A 14951-nucleotide genomic window follows, 5' to 3' on the forward strand; every position below is an offset into this window, starting at 1 on the left:
CCTTTTCAAGGAATTGTCGCGCGAAGTTACTTCGCCGGTTCGGTCTTGTTCAGAACCTGAGCGATGGTCGACTTGACGACGCGAACCTTGACGCCTTCGGCGATTTCGACCTCGATTTCGTTCTCGCCTTCTTTGACCTTGGCGACTTTGCCAATCAATCCACCTTGGGTGACAACCTGATCGCCGCGGCGCACAGCCTCGACCATGGCCTGATGTTCCTTCATCTTTTTCTGCTGCGGACGGATCAGCAGGAAATACATGATCGCGAAGATCAGGATCAGCGGGAGAAACTGGGCGATTGCGCCACCTTCCATGGGATATTCCTTTGTCTAGATGCTGCGGACACGCTCCGCAAATTTGGCGAGAACCTATGCTCTGAGTTGCCCCTTTGCAAGCAAAGGCATCGCTGTGCCCCGCCCTGACGTGGCAACACTGTGCAAAGAACAATCCAGGCGTTGCAGATATGTCCTAGGCACCCTGCTGAATCCGGGTATAGTTTGGGTTAAGGGGGACATATGGTACGGCAATTCAAGCCCTTCCTTTTGCTGGTTTATTTTCTGACAGCCTTGGCGTCGAGCCTTTGGTTTTCAGATGTCGCACGGGCACAGGAAACGCCGGCCGACACGGTCACACCCGAGGGTGAGGAATCGGATGCTTTCATGGCTCCGGTCATCGTGGACGGTGACGTTTTGTTCCAGGTCCGGGGCTCCAGCGCCCTGCCCGCGCCGGAGCGGGCTGAAGGTGTCCAGAACAAGATCATCGAAATTGCCGAGGCTTCGGACGCGCCAACAGTCGAGATCACCTATGAGGAAACCGAGATCGGCATCTGGATAATTGCGGATGGTGAGAGGGTCTCAATCGTCACGGCAGCTGACGCCGAACTGGATCAGATGGAGCTCAGCGTTCTGAGCGTGTTGCACGGGAACGCGATCAAGCAATCCATCGAAGCCTACCGTGCTAACCGCACCGAAAAAGCCAGAGTATCTGGCGCGATCGAGGCGGCCGCTTGGACCTTGGGATTTGTTGCGTTTGTGGTGGCGATCCTATGGGTGCACCGTCGCATTCGGCGCAAAACACTAAAACTCGTCAAACGACACCTTAAAGACGTGGAGACAGCGACCGCCAAAAGCGTGCAAGCCGAGGCAATTGCCGCGCTGGTGCGGTATGGGTTGAACTTCGTTCTGCTCATCATCTTCTTCCTTGGGTTCTACTATTACCTGTCCTTCGTTCTGCTGGCATTCGCTGAAACCCGCTATTTCGCGCAGCTACTGCTGACCTACCTGACAGAGCCCGTGTTGCTGATCTTCAAGGGCATACTCAGCTATATCCCCAACATGATCATGCTTGGCCTGATCACCTGGGTGACGATGTACATTATCAAAGGGATGCGGGTGTTCTTTGACGCGGTCGAAGCGGGCTCATTCGACATGGGCGATTTCGAAAAACACTGGGTCAGCCCGACCTTCAACATCGCGCGCGTTGTTGTGATCCTGATCGCCCTGGTCTTTGCCGTCCCGTACATCCCAGGGTCGGACTCGGCTGCATTCCAGGGATTGACCATCCTCGTGGGCGCGATGCTGTCGCTAGGTGCAAACTCAGTCGTGTCCAACATGCTGGCAGGGCTGTTCGTGATCTACCGCCGCTCGACCTCAATCGGCGACCGGATTCAGATCGGCGATCACATCGGTGACGTGGTTCAGATCAAGCTGATGGAAACCCACCTGAAATCCATAAAGAACGAGCTGATCTCGATCCCCAACGCGCAGCTTATGAATTCCGATGTGGTGAATTTTTCAAAGAAAACGGACGGCAGCGGGCTGCTGCTGCACACCACTGTCGGCATCGGATACGAAGAGCCACCGGAAAAGGTCGAGGCGATGCTGATCGAGGCTGCCAATCGCACCAAGGGCATCAAGTCCAAGCCCGAACCCTTTGTTTTGTGGACCGCCCTGGCCGACTACGCGATCAACTATCAGATCAACGGCTATACGACTCGCGGCAGTATCATTCCGAAAATCCGGTCGGATCTGCATCGCAATATCGTGGCCGTTTTCAATGAGAATGGCGTCCAGATCATGACGCCCTCTTACATGGCCGATCCGCCCGAACCCAAGATCCCGTCCGAGCATTGGGATGGCCACCTGGCGCATGAAACACACGAGGATGCGGATAAGTCGTAACCGGCGCTACACCCTGCCTTTCAGATGGTGCATAAGCGGTTTCAGTGATTCACGCATTTAAGGATCTGAACCATGCACGACATCCGCGCCATTCGCGAAAACCCAGCCGCCTTCGACGCCGCACTTGCGCGCCGTGGGGACGCGCCGGTGTCGTCAGATTTGCTGAGGCTGGACGAAAGCCGCAGGGCCAAGATTCTGGCCGCTGAAACCGCGCAGGCGGAACAGAACAAGGCCTCCAAAGAAGTCGGCGCAGCCAAAGCCCGTGGTGACGAGGATGAGTTCCAGCGCCTGCGCGCTTTGGTGGCCGAGAAAAAGGCTGAAATCGCTCAGATGCAGACCGAGGCCAAGGATTTGGACGCGCTGCTGACGGATCAGTTGATCCGCATCGCCAACCTGCCGGCCGAGGACGTGCCCGAAGGTGCGGACGAAGACGACAACGTCGAAGTCAATCGCTGGGGCACTCCGCGGGAACTGGACTTTGCGCCGAAAGAGCACTTCGAGATTGAATCCGTTCAGAACGGAATGGATTTCGAGACGGCGGCAAAACTCTCCGGCTCGCGTTTCGTATTGCTGTCCGGCGGTGTCGCCCGCATTCACCGTGCGCTGGCGCAGTTCATGCTGGACACGCATATCAACGAGAACGAACTGACCGAGGTGAACGGCCCGGTTCTGGTTCTGTCCGAGATGATGCAGGGCACCGGCCAACTGCCAAAATTCGGCGAGGACAGCTATCAGACCCGCGAAGGTTGGTGGCTGATCCCAACCTCCGAGGTTTCGTTGACCAATATCGTCAACGACACGATGATCGAGGAAAGCTATTTGCCCCGCCGCTATACAGCCCACTCGCTCTGCTTCCGGTCGGAGGCCGGGTCGGCAGGCAAGGACACGCGCGGGATGCTGCGTCAGCACCAGTTCGAAAAGGTCGAGATGGTCTCGGTCACCCATCCGGATAATTCGGATGAGGAACAGAAACGCATGCTGCGCTGTGCCGAGGGTATCCTGGAAAAGCTGGGCATCCCCTATCGCACTGTGATCCTGTGCACCGGCGACATGGGCTTTGGCGCGCGCCGGACCTTCGACATCGAAGCATGGCTGCCGGGTCAGGACACCTATCGCGAGATCAGTTCGGTCTCGACCTGCGGTGATTTCCAGGCCCGCCGGATGAACGCACGCTTCCGTCCCGAAGGGGGCGGCAAACCGGAATACGTTCACACGCTGAACGGCTCGGGTCTGGCCGTCGGCCGTTGCCTGATTGCCGTTCTGGAAAACGGTCAGAACGCCGACGGCACCGTCACCCTGCCTGAAGTGCTGGCCCCTTATCTGGGCGGCAAGCTGACCCTGCAGCTGGACGGCACGCTGGCATAAGAAAACCGGCGTCCAAACGGGCGCCGGTTCCGAAAGATCAAGGGCGAGGAAGTTCTACTTCTTCGCCTTTTTCTTATCCTTCTTCTTGTCTTTCTTTTTATCTTTACTCTTGTCTTTTTTGTCGGCGCTTTTCTTGCTGTCTTTCTTGTCTTTTTTCTTATCTTTCTCGGCCTTGGCTTTCACCTTGTCTTTGGCCTTGGAAAAGACAGCCTCTATCTCTTGCAGCTTTTTGGCGGCTTTTTCAGCCTTGGCTTTTGCCTTCGCCTTCTTGCGTGCTTTGGCCGCTGCCAGTTCTGCAGCCGCCTTTTCCTCGGCCGCTTTGCGCGCAGCCTCTTCCGCACGTTTCTCAGCAGCGGCGGCGGCCACGGTCTTGCGGGCCGCGGGCCTGCGCGTCGCCGGTTTTCGGGTTGCTGCCTTGCGGGCAGGCGCGCGCCGCGCGGTCGGCTTTGCAGCAGGTTTTGCGGCGGCTGCCTTAGGCGCGATCGCCTCTTTGGCCGCGGCGATCAATACAGCCGCGCGCGCTTCACCGATGCGAGGAACTTTGACCAGATCAGCGGGGGTTGCCTTGGCTATGGCTTCTGCGGTCTTGAACCCATTAGACGTCAAAGACTGTCCAAGTGCCTCACCTACACCTTTGATTTCGGTCACTGCGGTCATTCTCTGTCCTTTCTGTCTATCCTTGCAATCCGTATATACACAAGATATACAGTCTCGCAACCCTATGTCCGAGCATAAGGTTTTTTGTATCAATTGCTATGAGCGAACCGTCCTGATTGATCCTTGCGCGGAAAGGGTACAAGGCGTTTCGCCTCTTCATCCCATAATTTCAGGTTCAATGCGGCCACGGCCTCGGGGAACTTGATCCGGCGCGGAGTGTATTCCGGCGGTAGGTTATAGTGGCAGGCCCGAAGCCGATAAGACGGAATACGTGCATTGAAATGGTGAATGTCGTGCAGCGTGATGCATGCGACCGCATTGTCGAACCACCACCCAAAATCCAAGGCAGATGAGCCCTGAAGCGCGGCCAACTGAGGGTCCAACTCGGGACGACGGTCCCAGTAAGTGTCTTCGAAATTGTGCTGAAGATAGACGAGAAACACACCCAGCATGCCGCCCAGAAGCGAGAACACCAGCCACACCAAAATGCCAGTCGTGCCGGCGAGAAGGTACAAAAGTCCGAGGAACACGATGATGGACAGGTTATGCAACACCACGCCCACTACTCCAAACCGGACGGTATTTTTGGGCCAGCGATAGCGAATGAAATAGGTGAACAGTGCCCCAACCGGAACCAGGATGAACGGATTTCGGTAAAGCCTGTAGAAAAGACGCGTTTTCCAGTCGGCGTTTTCCCATTCGCGCACGGTCATGGTGTGGATTTCGCCCGTTTCACGGTGCTCCAGATTCCCGATCCCGGCGTGATGCAGGTTGTGGTTCTGCTTCATCACCTCAAACGGCGCAAATGTGAACGGTGAAAGCCCATGCCCTGCCCATTCATTCTGCGCGCGGGTTTCAAACAACGAATGATGCCCGCAGTCATGTTGCAGCACATAAAGACGCACCGCAGAAAAAGCAAAGACGATCCCGGCAGGAACCATCACATACCAGCGGTCTACATAAATGATCGCCAGCGCCAGCGATGTAAAATACACCGCGAACGTTCCGAAATAGCTCAGCGCGGCCAATCTATTGTCCTGAACCGCGTATTGCCTTGTGTATTCCCTCAGATCCATCCAGCCGCTCCCCACGTTGGTCAGGTCCAATGGTGTCAAAAACTGGTGCGGAATCTCCGCGTGAAAAACCACGCGCAAAAAACAGATGCACGCCAGTGAATGCTAGCGCGGGGAAATGGGGCTGTCACGCCCCTCAGGCGAAAATGCTGAAAATTGGCGCAGTTACGCGCGACCCTTGAGATGTTTGGCCAAGGCACCGGCGTTTTTCTTGCGGCGACCTTTGTAGGGGTTCTTGTCCCCTTGCCCGCGCAACGTCAGGCGGATCGGCGTGCCCGGCATGTCGAAATCTTCGCGCAGGCCATTGACCAGATACCGCGTATAGCTGGCAGGCATCTTATCTGGGTGCGAGCACATCACGACGAACCCCGGCGGGCGGGTCTTGGCTTGGGTCATGTAACGCAGCTTGATCCGGCGGCCTTGGGGGGCTGGCGGCGGGTGCTGTTCCAACATGGCCGTCAGCCAGCGGTTCAATGCAGCCGTCGGGACGCGGCGGTTCCAGATGTCATGGGCACGCAGAATGGCGGCGCGCAGGCGCTCCAGCCCACGGCCGGTTTTTGCCGAAACCGTCACCAGTGGAGCACCACGCAGTTGCGGCAGCAAACGCTCGAACGACTCTTTCAGATCCCGCAGCTTTTCCTGCTTGTCCTCTTCGATGTCCCATTTGTTGATGGCAACAACGACGGCGCGGCCTTCGCGTTCGGCCAGATCGGCGATGCGCAGGTCTTGCTGTTCGAAGGGAATGGCCGCGTCCAACAGAACCACCACGACCTCAGCGAATTTCACCGCGCGCAGACCGTCAGAGACCGATAGCTTTTCAAGCTTCTCCTGCACCTTCGCCTTTTTGCGCATGCCCGCGGTATCAAATATCCGCATGGGCGTGGTTTCCCCATCCGGGTCGGCCCAATCGATGCGCAGGCTGATGGCGTCGCGGGTAATCCCGGCTTCGGGTCCGGTCAGCAACCGATCTTCGCCCATGATCTTGTTGATCAACGTGGATTTACCAGCATTCGGACGCCCGACAACGGCCACCTGCAGGGGTTTGGCCGCCGTGATCAGAGGCGTTTCGCCCTCGCCGTCTTCGTCCAGCTCAATATCGGTTTCCGGCGCATCGTCGACCGCCTGCTCTTCGGCGGCATCGGCCAGTGGCATCAGTTGGGTGTAAAGATCGGTCATCCCCTCGCCATGCTCACCCGACAAACGGACGGGTTCACCCAGACCGAGGTTATAAGCCTCAAGCACACCGGCATCAGCCGCGCTGCCTTCGGCCTTGTTGGCTGCAAGGATCACGTGTTTCGATCGTTTGCGCAGGATTTCCGCGAACATCTCATCCGTCGGTGTGACGCCGACACGTGCGTCGATCATGAACAGACAGACGTCCGCCATATCCACCGCGCGCTCGGTCAGGCGACGCATGCGTCCCTGCAGACTGTCGTCGGTCGCATCCTCAAGACCTGCGGTGTCGATCACGGTAAAGCGCAGATCGCCCAGACGTCCCTCGCCCTCGCGCAGGTCGCGCGTCACGCCGGGCTGGTCATCGACCAGAGCCAGGCGTTTGCCGACAAGGCGGTTGAACAGGGTGGATTTGCCCACGTTGGGGCGGCCCACGATGGCGAGGGTCAGCGACATGTTACTCAACTTTCAAGACTCAGACGCGCCCTTTAGCGCATCTTTCGGTCAACGGAAAGCGTGCAAATCACCTTTGGTCGACACCACGTACAGCGTCTGACCCGCCACAACCGGCGCCGTCGTTGCACCACCGGGCACCTCGACGCGGTTCACCAGCGATCCATCAACCGGGTTGAAGAAGCGGAGATAGCCGTCATTCGAGGCGATGACGATGCGACCGCCCGCCACAATGGGGCCGTAATGCGCATAGATCGGTCCACGCCGACCTGGCCTGTCTTTGACAAACCCCGGGAGGTCCTGTGCCCAGACAATTGCCCCGGTGGCCGCGTCCAGCCGCACCAGCTGGCTGCGGTCGCTAATCAGAAAGATGCTATTGCCAGCAGGCCAGACAGTGTCGACGGCTCCTTCGTCCGCAGTCCAGATGCGGTCGCCTGTGTTGGCGTCAAACGCTACGGTGCGCCCGGAGTGGTTGCCGATGTAGACCGTGTTGCCCACGACCATCGGTCCACCGGTCACGTCCACGATCTGCGCAGCCGCACGTCCACGACGTCCACCCGCAACCGAAGCGTTCCAGCGGCGAATACCGCCCCGGCGGAAGGTCGCGGCGATGTCACCGGAACCAAAGGCGAAGACAGAAAAATCGGATGCCAAAACCGGCGCGGGAGCGCCGAGCACGTTGCCAACACTGGGCGTGCCCTGCACCTGCCAGGCGATACGTCCGTCTTTGGTGTTGACGGCCCAGCCGGTTTCGTCCCCGGCGACCAGATACAAAAGACCACCGCTAACCAAAGGCGCACCGCTGCCGGTTGCGTTCAATCGCTTCTGCCAGCGGACAGCACCGGTTCTGGCGTCAAGCGCAGTCAGGCGGCCAAAGCCTGAGGACACATATAGAACGCCATTGTCATAGGCCATGCCACCACCCGTGGCATCCGAGTCGCCATCATTAGGCGGGATCAAGTTGGTGTTCCAAACGACTTGCCCTTGTGGCGATACCGCCGAAACAGTGGCACCTGCATCCAGCGTGTAGATCAGGCCACCCGCAACAACCGGCTCGGCCGTGATCCGCAGCTTACGCGAGTCGCCCTTGCCAATGGATGTGGACCAGATGCGCTGTGGCGTTGCACGCAATTGGGCGTTGGTCGTGCGGAACGCCGCGGTGCCCGCGCTCTGCGGCCAACTGGCGTTGGCCCTTTGCGCTGGCAGGCTGATCGGTTTCGAGCCACGGGTCTCGACGGTTGCGGTGTCAGAGGCGGGGCGAATATCTTCCCGCTCACCCGGCAGGATGACCTCGGGCTCTTCACAGGCTGCGACCATGGTCAGGGCCAGGGCTGCCACCGGCAATCCAATACGAGAAAATAGACTTGCTACCATGATATTCCAAACTCGCCTGAAAATGTTGTTGCCGCTACCGGATCAGCCCTGCTGGGCTACCAGAGGTTCTGGCTCGCCGCCCAGCGCTACGATAAGCTGCGCCGCGCGTTGCTGCTGATCAATGCTGACCTCAGCATCCTGACGCAGCGATTGCAGGCGCGTGATTGCGGCCTCGACATTGCCCTCGGCCACATCGATCAGGGCCAGTTGTTCTTCGGCCAGCAACCGCAGCGGCGCGCCAGGCGCGGCAAGCGCTTCGAACTGAACGCGGCGATCAGCGGCGGGCAAAGTCTCGGACTGCAGCAGAAGCGCCTTGAAGCTGGCGATGGCGCGGTAGATTTCCGGTAGGTCGCCCTGCGTTGCGACAGCGTTCAGACTGGCAACCGCATCTTGGTCGGACCCGGCCTCAAGCTGAGAGGCCGACAGAAGCATGTTGAGAATCGCGTCGCCGCCAGGCGATTGCGTTTCGACCGCTTCCAGGCTTGCAACCCGATCTTGGGATTGATTCTGCGTCAGCGCGGCCAAAAGGGAATCCCCCAGCTGTTCCGCCTGGCTGGTGGCGCGTGCCTTGCGCACCTCGTTAAACGCGGCACCGCCCACGATCAGAAGGACCGCAAGAACGCCAACCCAGCCCCATCTGCGCAATAACAGGAACAGGCGGTCTCGGCGCACCTCTTCGGTCACCTCATCAATAAAACTGTCGACGTCGCTCATCCCTGCCCTCCGGGGCTGCATCCTTGGTGTATGGCGCCATGTCATACCCCGGCGCTTTCGCCAAGCCAAGGGTCCGATTTCGCACATTCACAATGGGGGCCTTCGCTATTGTGGAAAAAAATAAACCGAACTATTCAGTTTAGCGTAGAAAAGATACATACTCGTGCCCACTTTCTAGCATGGACGCCAAGAAAAACACGGCAGCGAATTCTGGGAGTAGCCCCGCATGCGATTGATTTCACTTGTAAACGCCGCATTGGTTATTGTTGTTCTATTTTTCCTCGTGTTTCAGAGGGACAGCCTTTTTGCCTTTGCCGGACGCGCAGAAGCAGACGCGAACCCGGAAACAGCCACCGAATCCGCCGCGGATTCGGGCGAAGAACAGCTGACCATCGGGGTCGTAGCCATGCGATCGTCAGCGCGCGAGATTGATAACGCCGTCCAGTTGCGCGGCCAGACCCGAGCCAATCGCGAAGTCGAAGTTCTGGCTGAAACCACCTCGACCGTGATCTCGGAACCCAAGCGTAAGGGTGCCTTTGTCGAAGCGGGCGATTTGCTGTGCGAGCTTGATCCGGGCACCCGCCCCGCCAGTCTGGCCGAAGCCAAAGCGGCCAAGTTGGAGGCCGAAAGCCGCATTCCCGAAGCCGAAGCGCGCTTGCAAGAGGCTCACGCCCGCGTGGCCGAGGCCCAGATCAACCTGACCGCGGCGAACAAGCTGTCCGAGACCGGCTTTGGCTCGGAAACACGCCGAATCTCAAGCGAGGCTGCGATGCGCACCGCTGAGGCTGGTGTGAAGACTGCAGAAGCCGGGCTGGAAGCCACCCGCGCCGGGATCGAAGCCGCAACAGCCGAGGTCAAGGCCGCTGAGCGCGAGATCGAACGTCAGACCATCGAAGCTCCGTTCAAGGGCCTGCTGGAAAGCGACACCGCCGAGTTGGGCAGCCTGATGCAGCCCGGTTCGCTGTGCGCGACCGTCATTCAGCTGAACCCGATCAAGCTGGTCGGGTTTGTCCCCGAGACCGAAGTCAACCGGGTCATCGTCGGCTCTGAGGCAACCGCACAACTGGTGACCGGACTGCAAGTCGCCGGTCGCGTGACCTTCCTGAGCCGCTCTGCCGACGAAGTCACCCGCACGTTCGAAGTCGAGATCACGGTTCCGAACCCCGAGCTGGCCATCCGGGACGGGCAAACCGCCGATATCCGTATCTCAGCCGCCGGAGCCAAGGCGCACTTCCTGCCGCAGTCGGCCCTGACCCTCAACAACGAAGGTCAGGTGGGGGTACGCACCGTTGGCCAGGGCAATGTGGTTGATTTCCATCCCGTCGCCCTGCTTCGCGACACAGCCGAAGGCGTCTGGGTCGGCGGGCTGCCAGAAACCGTGGACGTCATCGTTGTGGGTCAGGAGTTCGTCACCCGCGGCGTCATGGTCGAACCCACTTATCGGGAAGCAGCGAAATGACCGGAATAGTCAGTTGGGCCGCAGGCCGGGCCAGAATGGTTCTGGCCTTTATCGCCATTTCATTGGTCATCGGCGGGTTTGCCTATGTCAGCCTGCCGAAAGAAGGTGAGCCGGACATCGAAATCCCTGCCCTGTTCGTCTCGGTGCAGTTTCCTGGCATTTCCGCCGAGGACTCGGAAAATCTTTTGGTCAAACCGATGGAGACCGAGCTTGCAGACCTTGATGGCCTGAAAGACATGACCTCGACCGCCGCCGAAGGCTATGCCGGTGTGGCGTTGGAGTTTGAGTTCGGCTGGGACAAAACCGCGATCATGGCCGACGTACGCGATGCGATGAACAGCGCGCAGGCCGAGTTTCCTGAAGGCGCCGAGCAATACTCGCTGACCGAAATCAACTTTTCGGAATTCCCCATCGTCATCGTCAACCTGACAGGCGCTGTACCCGAACGCACCATGGCCCGCATCGCGAAAAACCTTCAGGACGACCTTGAGGCTTTGGACTCGGTGCTTGAAGCAGGTATCGCGGGCAATCGTGACGAATTGCTTGAGGTCCTGATCGACCCCCTTCGGCTTGAGGCTTATAACGTTACCGCGGACGAATTGATCAACGTCGTGCGCAACAACAACCAGCTGATTGCAGCGGGCGAGGTTGAAACGGCGCAAGGCACGTTCTCGGTCAAGATCCCGTCATCGTTCAAAACCGCGCAGGACGTGTATGGCCTGCCGGTCAAGGTGAACGGCGACCGCGTCGTCACGCTGGGAGAGCTGGCACAGGTCAACTACACCTTTGAGGACCGCGAAGGCACCGCCCGTTTCAACGGAGAGCAGACCGTTGCGCTGCAGGTGGTCAAGCGCAAGGGCTATAACCTGATCGACACGGTCGACGCCGTGAAGGCCACCATTGCCACCGCACAGACCAAATGGCCGCCCGAAATGCAGGCCGCAATTCAGCTGGGCACATCAAATGACCAAAGCCGCATCGTCGGCTCAATGGTCAGCCAGCTAGAAGGCTCGGTTCTGACTGCTGTCGCGTTGGTTATGATCGTTGTTCTGGCCTCACTCGGCACCCGCGCGGCGCTGTTGGTGGGCTTTGCCATCCCGACCTCGTTCCTGCTGTGTTTCGCGTTTCTGGCGATGATCGGGGTCACGATCTCGAACATGGTGATGTTCGGACTGATCCTAGCCGTGGGTATGCTGGTCGACGGGGCCATCGTCGTCGTGGAATATGCCGACAAGCGCATCAAAGAGGGCGTCGGCCCAATGCATGCCTATGTCGAAGCGGCGCAGCGAATGTTCTGGCCCATCGTGTCATCGACCGCGACCACGCTCTGTGCCTTCCTGCCCATGCTGTTCTGGCCCGGTGTTCCGGGCGAGTTCATGAAGATGCTGCCAATCACGCTGATCTTTGTTCTGTCGGCCTCGCTGGTGGTGGCTCTTGTCTATCTGCCGGTGATGGGCGGTGTTTCGGGCCGCATGAGCCGGGTGTTCGACCGCAGCTCGGACTGGCTGCGTGCGAGAACGTCGTGGTGGGTTCGGGCCGTCATGGTGCCACCCGCACTGTACATGATCTTCCTTGGCGCAATGCAGCTGCTGAACCCCGCGTATTTGCTGCCCGAGGGCGCATCGGGCGGCGTGTTGTTAGGCGCGGCTCTGTTCATCTTGGGCGGATTTGCGGGGTCGGTCACGCTCAGCGCGGCGCGGATCGAACGCGCGCCGGATCAGCATGTGCATACAGCTCGCGAACACACGCTGTTTGGCTACGTCATCAAGTTTCTGGTCGGCAACCCGATCATGCCGATCGTTTCGATTATCGTGATCGGTTTTGCGATCGTCGGCGTCATGACAGCCTTCGGCAACAACAACCGCGGCGTTGAGTTCTTTGTCGAAACCGAACCGGAACAGGCAACTGCTTTCGTACGTGCGCGCGGCAACCTCTCGCTGGTCGAAAAAGACCAGATGGTTCTGGCTGCCGAGGAAATCATCAGCGCGCACCCCGCCGTGGTAAACGTCTTTGCCTTTGCGGGCGAAGGTGGTCTGAACCAAAACAACGGCGGCGCGCAAGCTCCGGCCGATACGGTTGGTCGCGTGCAGTTCGAGATCATTCCGTGGGAGGACCGGCCAAACCTGTCCGAGCCGATCCTCGGCGGGTTGGTGGATCGTCAGACCATTGCGCCAGAATATGACGGCAATTTTGTTTTGGATGAGCTGAACGCCGAACTGGCAAAGATTCCGGGTTTCGTGGTCGAGATCGAGCCATTGGAGCAAGGGCCCGCCTCGGCCAAGCCGGTCCATCTGCGCATCAAGGCAGATGGCTGGGAAGAGCTCACAACGGCCACAGTCGCCGCCCGTGAAGCGTTCGATGCCACCCCTGGCCTGATCAAGATCGAAGACACGTTGCCCCTGCCCGGTATCGATTGGCAGATCGACGTGGACGTCGCCAAGGCGGGACGGTTCGGTGCGGATGTGGCAACGGTTGGTGCGATGGTTCAACTGGTCACGCGCGGATTGCTTCTGGGTGAAATGCGCCCCGAGGGTGTGGACGAAGAAATCGAAATCCGCGTGCGCTTTCCCGACTCTGATCGGGTATTGTCCACGCTGGATACGCTCAAAGTCCGCACACCCGACGGTCTGGTACCATTGTCGAACTTTGTGACGCGGAAACCTGTGGCCAAACTGGCCGAGATCAACCGGATCAACCAACAGCGCTATTACGACGTAAAAGCCGATGTTGAACCGGGGCTGAGCAAGGTCGTGACAGATAACTCAGACGGGACAGAGCAACGTCTGGCCGTGGTGCGCGAGGTCCCCGAGGATGTCGAGCCAACGGGAACAACCTTTGCAGGCCCGACCGGTGGCACATTCGAGTTGATGATGCTGACTGATGCCGGAAGTGCCGATGAGGTGCGCACAGGCCTTGAGGATGGCGACGCGCGGATCGTTCTGATCAATCCCAACGAACGCATCGCCGTTCTGACCGAGTGGTTGAACACCGACCCCTTTGGCAGCGCCGTCGACTGGGAATGGACCGGTGATCAGGAAGAACAGGAAGAGTCCGGAGCCTTCCTGCAAAGCGCCTTTTTGGGAGCTTTGGGCCTGATGTTCGTGATCCTGCTGGCGCAGTTCAACTCGTTCTACAACTCGGTGCTGGTGCTGCTGGCTGTTGTTTTGTCGACCACGGGTGTCCTGATCGGAATGATGGTCATGCAACAACCGTTCTCGATCATCATGACGGGCACCGGGATCGTGGCGCTGGCGGGTATCGTGGTGAACAACAACATTGTTCTGATCGATACCTATCAGGAATACAGCCGCTATATGCCCCGGATCGAAGCCATCATCCGCACAGCCGAGGCGCGTATCCGTCCGGTTCTGCTGACCACCCTGACCACGATGGCAGGTCTGACCCCGATGATGTTCGGCCTGTCGCTGGATTTCATTAATGGCGGCTATTCGATCAACAGCCCGACGGCCCTGTGGTGGAAGCAGCTGGCGACTGCCGTAGTCTTTGGGCTGGGCATCGCGACGATCCTGACCTTGATCGTGACGCCGTCCTTCCTGGCGCTGCGGGTGTGGGTGACCACCTATGCCGTGTGGCTGGCCAAGGCGCTGGCGCGGGCGACCGCAGGACGCTCCAGCCAGATCGCCCAGGATATGGCCGTGGGTCGCGCCGCCCGCCAGGCTCAAACGACAGAAGTTGTCTGGGATGATGGTGCACCAGAAGCTGGGCAGCCCGAGGCCGGAACGGACGATCGCCCCGATCATCCACCGAAAACACCTTTGAAGGCGGCTGAGTAGCCAAAAGCGGCGCCCACATAAGGCGCCGCTTTTCGTTTGGGTCCGGGTGATTTTCCGACAAATCCATTGCTGGTTTTGCGCGCGGTTTGTCCGACACTACAAAAATTGCCACACCAAAAGCGATGTTGGAAAGTGTTGCTAAGCCATAATTGACTTGGGCAGACAAAAGTCTATCGATGTCACAGCAGCCTGTTTTTTGAACCACGCTTTTTTATGGATGGATATTCACCCTCATTGGGCCTGCACCTGATCGCCGACTTCTTCGACGCAACTGCCCTTCATGACCCACTCCCCGCAGCAGATGCGCTGAGGCGTGCCGCCCTTGCGGCCAAGGCCGACATTCTTGGCCTCAAGGCCTATGACTTTGGACGACGGGCGGGGTTTACCGGCGTGGTTTTGTTGGCGGAGTCCCATATCTCGGTTCATACTTGGCCGGAACACGGCTATGCCGCCATCGACATCTTTATGTGCGGCGAAGTGCAACCACAGCGCAGCCTTGATGTCTTGAAAGACTATTTCCGTCCGTAAAGCGTCAAAGTCCAGTACATCAGACGCGGCCTTGCCGGGCAGACTGTTCCCCGATTGGCTGTCGCAGATTCCTGAACGACGAAGACAGGAACCACGCCGGGACCCCCGCAACAATCGTTTCATTGCGCTCTCTTGCCCCCGCCGCGTTTGAATAAGAACGGCTTGAAGGTGCGTGCTCTGG

General features: G+C 59.0%; 11 protein-coding genes. 5 read left to right on the top strand and 6 right to left on the bottom strand.

Translation table 11 applies throughout. The features are described 5' to 3' along the window. Positions 1 to 26: 26 nt before the first annotated feature. Positions 27 to 314 (bottom strand): preprotein translocase subunit YajC, encoded by a 288-nt coding sequence (yajC, locus tag GOV53_RS17220; protein ID WP_170428181.1) that lies wholly within the window; start codon positions 312 to 314, stop codon positions 27 to 29. A 201-nt stretch (positions 315 to 515) separates the two neighbouring features. Between yajC and GOV53_RS17225 the strand changes: the two genes are divergently transcribed. Then, positions 516 to 2180, top strand: coding sequence for a mechanosensitive ion channel family protein (locus GOV53_RS17225; protein WP_170468640.1), 1665 nt, complete (start codon positions 516 to 518; stop codon positions 2178 to 2180). A gap of 72 nt (positions 2181 to 2252) precedes the next feature. Continuing rightward, complete coding sequence (serS, locus tag GOV53_RS17230; protein WP_170468641.1) at positions 2253 to 3545, top strand: serine--tRNA ligase; 1293 nt, start codon at positions 2253 to 2255, stop codon at positions 3543 to 3545. Between the two features lie 54 nt (positions 3546 to 3599). Here the strand turns inward: serS and GOV53_RS17235 are convergent, their stop codons facing one another. The 5 genes from GOV53_RS17235 to GOV53_RS17255 form a co-directional block, all read right to left on the bottom strand. After that, positions 3600 to 4202 (bottom strand): helix-hairpin-helix domain-containing protein, encoded by a 603-nt coding sequence (locus tag GOV53_RS17235; protein WP_170468642.1) that lies wholly within the window; start codon positions 4200 to 4202, stop codon positions 3600 to 3602. A gap of 89 nt (positions 4203 to 4291) precedes the next feature. Continuing rightward, positions 4292 to 5278 (bottom strand): fatty acid desaturase, encoded by a 987-nt coding sequence (locus GOV53_RS17240; RefSeq protein ID WP_170468643.1) that lies wholly within the window; start codon positions 5276 to 5278, stop codon positions 4292 to 4294. A 162-nt stretch (positions 5279 to 5440) separates the two neighbouring features. Beyond that, complete coding sequence (der, locus tag GOV53_RS17245; RefSeq protein ID WP_170468645.1) at positions 5441 to 6904, bottom strand: ribosome biogenesis GTPase Der; 1464 nt, start codon at positions 6902 to 6904, stop codon at positions 5441 to 5443. Between the two features lie 48 nt (positions 6905 to 6952). Next, positions 6953 to 8275: a PQQ-like beta-propeller repeat protein gene (locus tag GOV53_RS17250; protein WP_170468647.1), complete on the bottom strand. Its 1323-nt coding sequence runs from the start codon at positions 8273 to 8275 to the stop codon at positions 6953 to 6955. A 42-nt stretch (positions 8276 to 8317) separates the two neighbouring features. Next, positions 8318 to 8989, bottom strand: coding sequence for a hypothetical protein (locus GOV53_RS17255; RefSeq protein WP_170468649.1), 672 nt, complete (start codon positions 8987 to 8989; stop codon positions 8318 to 8320). Positions 8990 to 9215: 226 nt separating this feature from the next. Here GOV53_RS17255 and GOV53_RS17260 point away from each other — a divergent pair, with 226 nt between their 5' ends. The 3 genes from GOV53_RS17260 (at position 9216) to speD (ending at position 14770) form a co-directional block, all read left to right on the top strand. Next, positions 9216 to 10448: an efflux RND transporter periplasmic adaptor subunit gene (locus tag GOV53_RS17260; protein ID WP_170468651.1), complete on the top strand. Its 1233-nt coding sequence runs from the start codon at positions 9216 to 9218 to the stop codon at positions 10446 to 10448. Beyond that, a complete protein-coding gene (locus tag GOV53_RS17265; protein ID WP_170468652.1) occupies positions 10445 to 14242 on the top strand; it encodes an efflux RND transporter permease subunit in 3798 nt (1265 codons plus the stop codon). Before GOV53_RS17260 ends, GOV53_RS17265 begins: the two co-directional genes overlap by 4 nt. 213 nt (positions 14243 to 14455) lie before the next feature. Then, positions 14456 to 14770: an adenosylmethionine decarboxylase gene (gene speD, locus GOV53_RS17270; RefSeq protein ID WP_170468654.1), complete on the top strand. Its 315-nt coding sequence runs from the start codon at positions 14456 to 14458 to the stop codon at positions 14768 to 14770. Positions 14771 to 14951: the final 181 nt, after the last annotated feature.

The sequence above is a fragment of the Ruegeria arenilitoris genome (assembly GCF_013035315.1).
GTDB lineage: Bacteria > Pseudomonadota > Alphaproteobacteria > Rhodobacterales > Rhodobacteraceae > Ruegeria > Ruegeria arenilitoris_D.

Bases quoted from the DNA above. Each gene is read 5' to 3' on its own strand.
- GOV53_RS17225 (WP_170468640.1), top strand. From the start codon at position 516: ATGGTACGGCAATTCAAGCCCTTCCTTTTGCTGGTTTATTTTCTGACA.
- der (WP_170468645.1), bottom strand. From the start codon at position 6,904: ATGTCGCTGACCCTCGCCATCGTGGGCCGCCCCAACGTGGGCAAATCC.
- GOV53_RS17260 (WP_170468651.1), top strand. From the start codon at position 9,216: ATGCGATTGATTTCACTTGTAAACGCCGCATTGGTTATTGTTGTTCTA.
- speD (WP_170468654.1), top strand. From the start codon at position 14,456: ATGGATGGATATTCACCCTCATTGGGCCTGCACCTGATCGCCGACTTC.
- yajC (WP_170428181.1), bottom strand. From the start codon at position 314: ATGGAAGGTGGCGCAATCGCCCAGTTTCTCCCGCTGATCCTGATCTTC.
- GOV53_RS17250 (WP_170468647.1), bottom strand. From the start codon at position 8,275: ATGGTAGCAAGTCTATTTTCTCGTATTGGATTGCCGGTGGCAGCCCTG.
- GOV53_RS17255 (WP_170468649.1), bottom strand. From the start codon at position 8,989: ATGAGCGACGTCGACAGTTTTATTGATGAGGTGACCGAAGAGGTGCGC.
- GOV53_RS17240 (WP_170468643.1), bottom strand. From the start codon at position 5,278: ATGGATCTGAGGGAATACACAAGGCAATACGCGGTTCAGGACAATAGA.
- GOV53_RS17235 (WP_170468642.1), bottom strand. From the start codon at position 4,202: ATGACCGCAGTGACCGAAATCAAAGGTGTAGGTGAGGCACTTGGACAG.
- GOV53_RS17265 (WP_170468652.1), top strand. From the start codon at position 10,445: ATGACCGGAATAGTCAGTTGGGCCGCAGGCCGGGCCAGAATGGTTCTG.
- serS (WP_170468641.1), top strand. From the start codon at position 2,253: ATGCACGACATCCGCGCCATTCGCGAAAACCCAGCCGCCTTCGACGCC.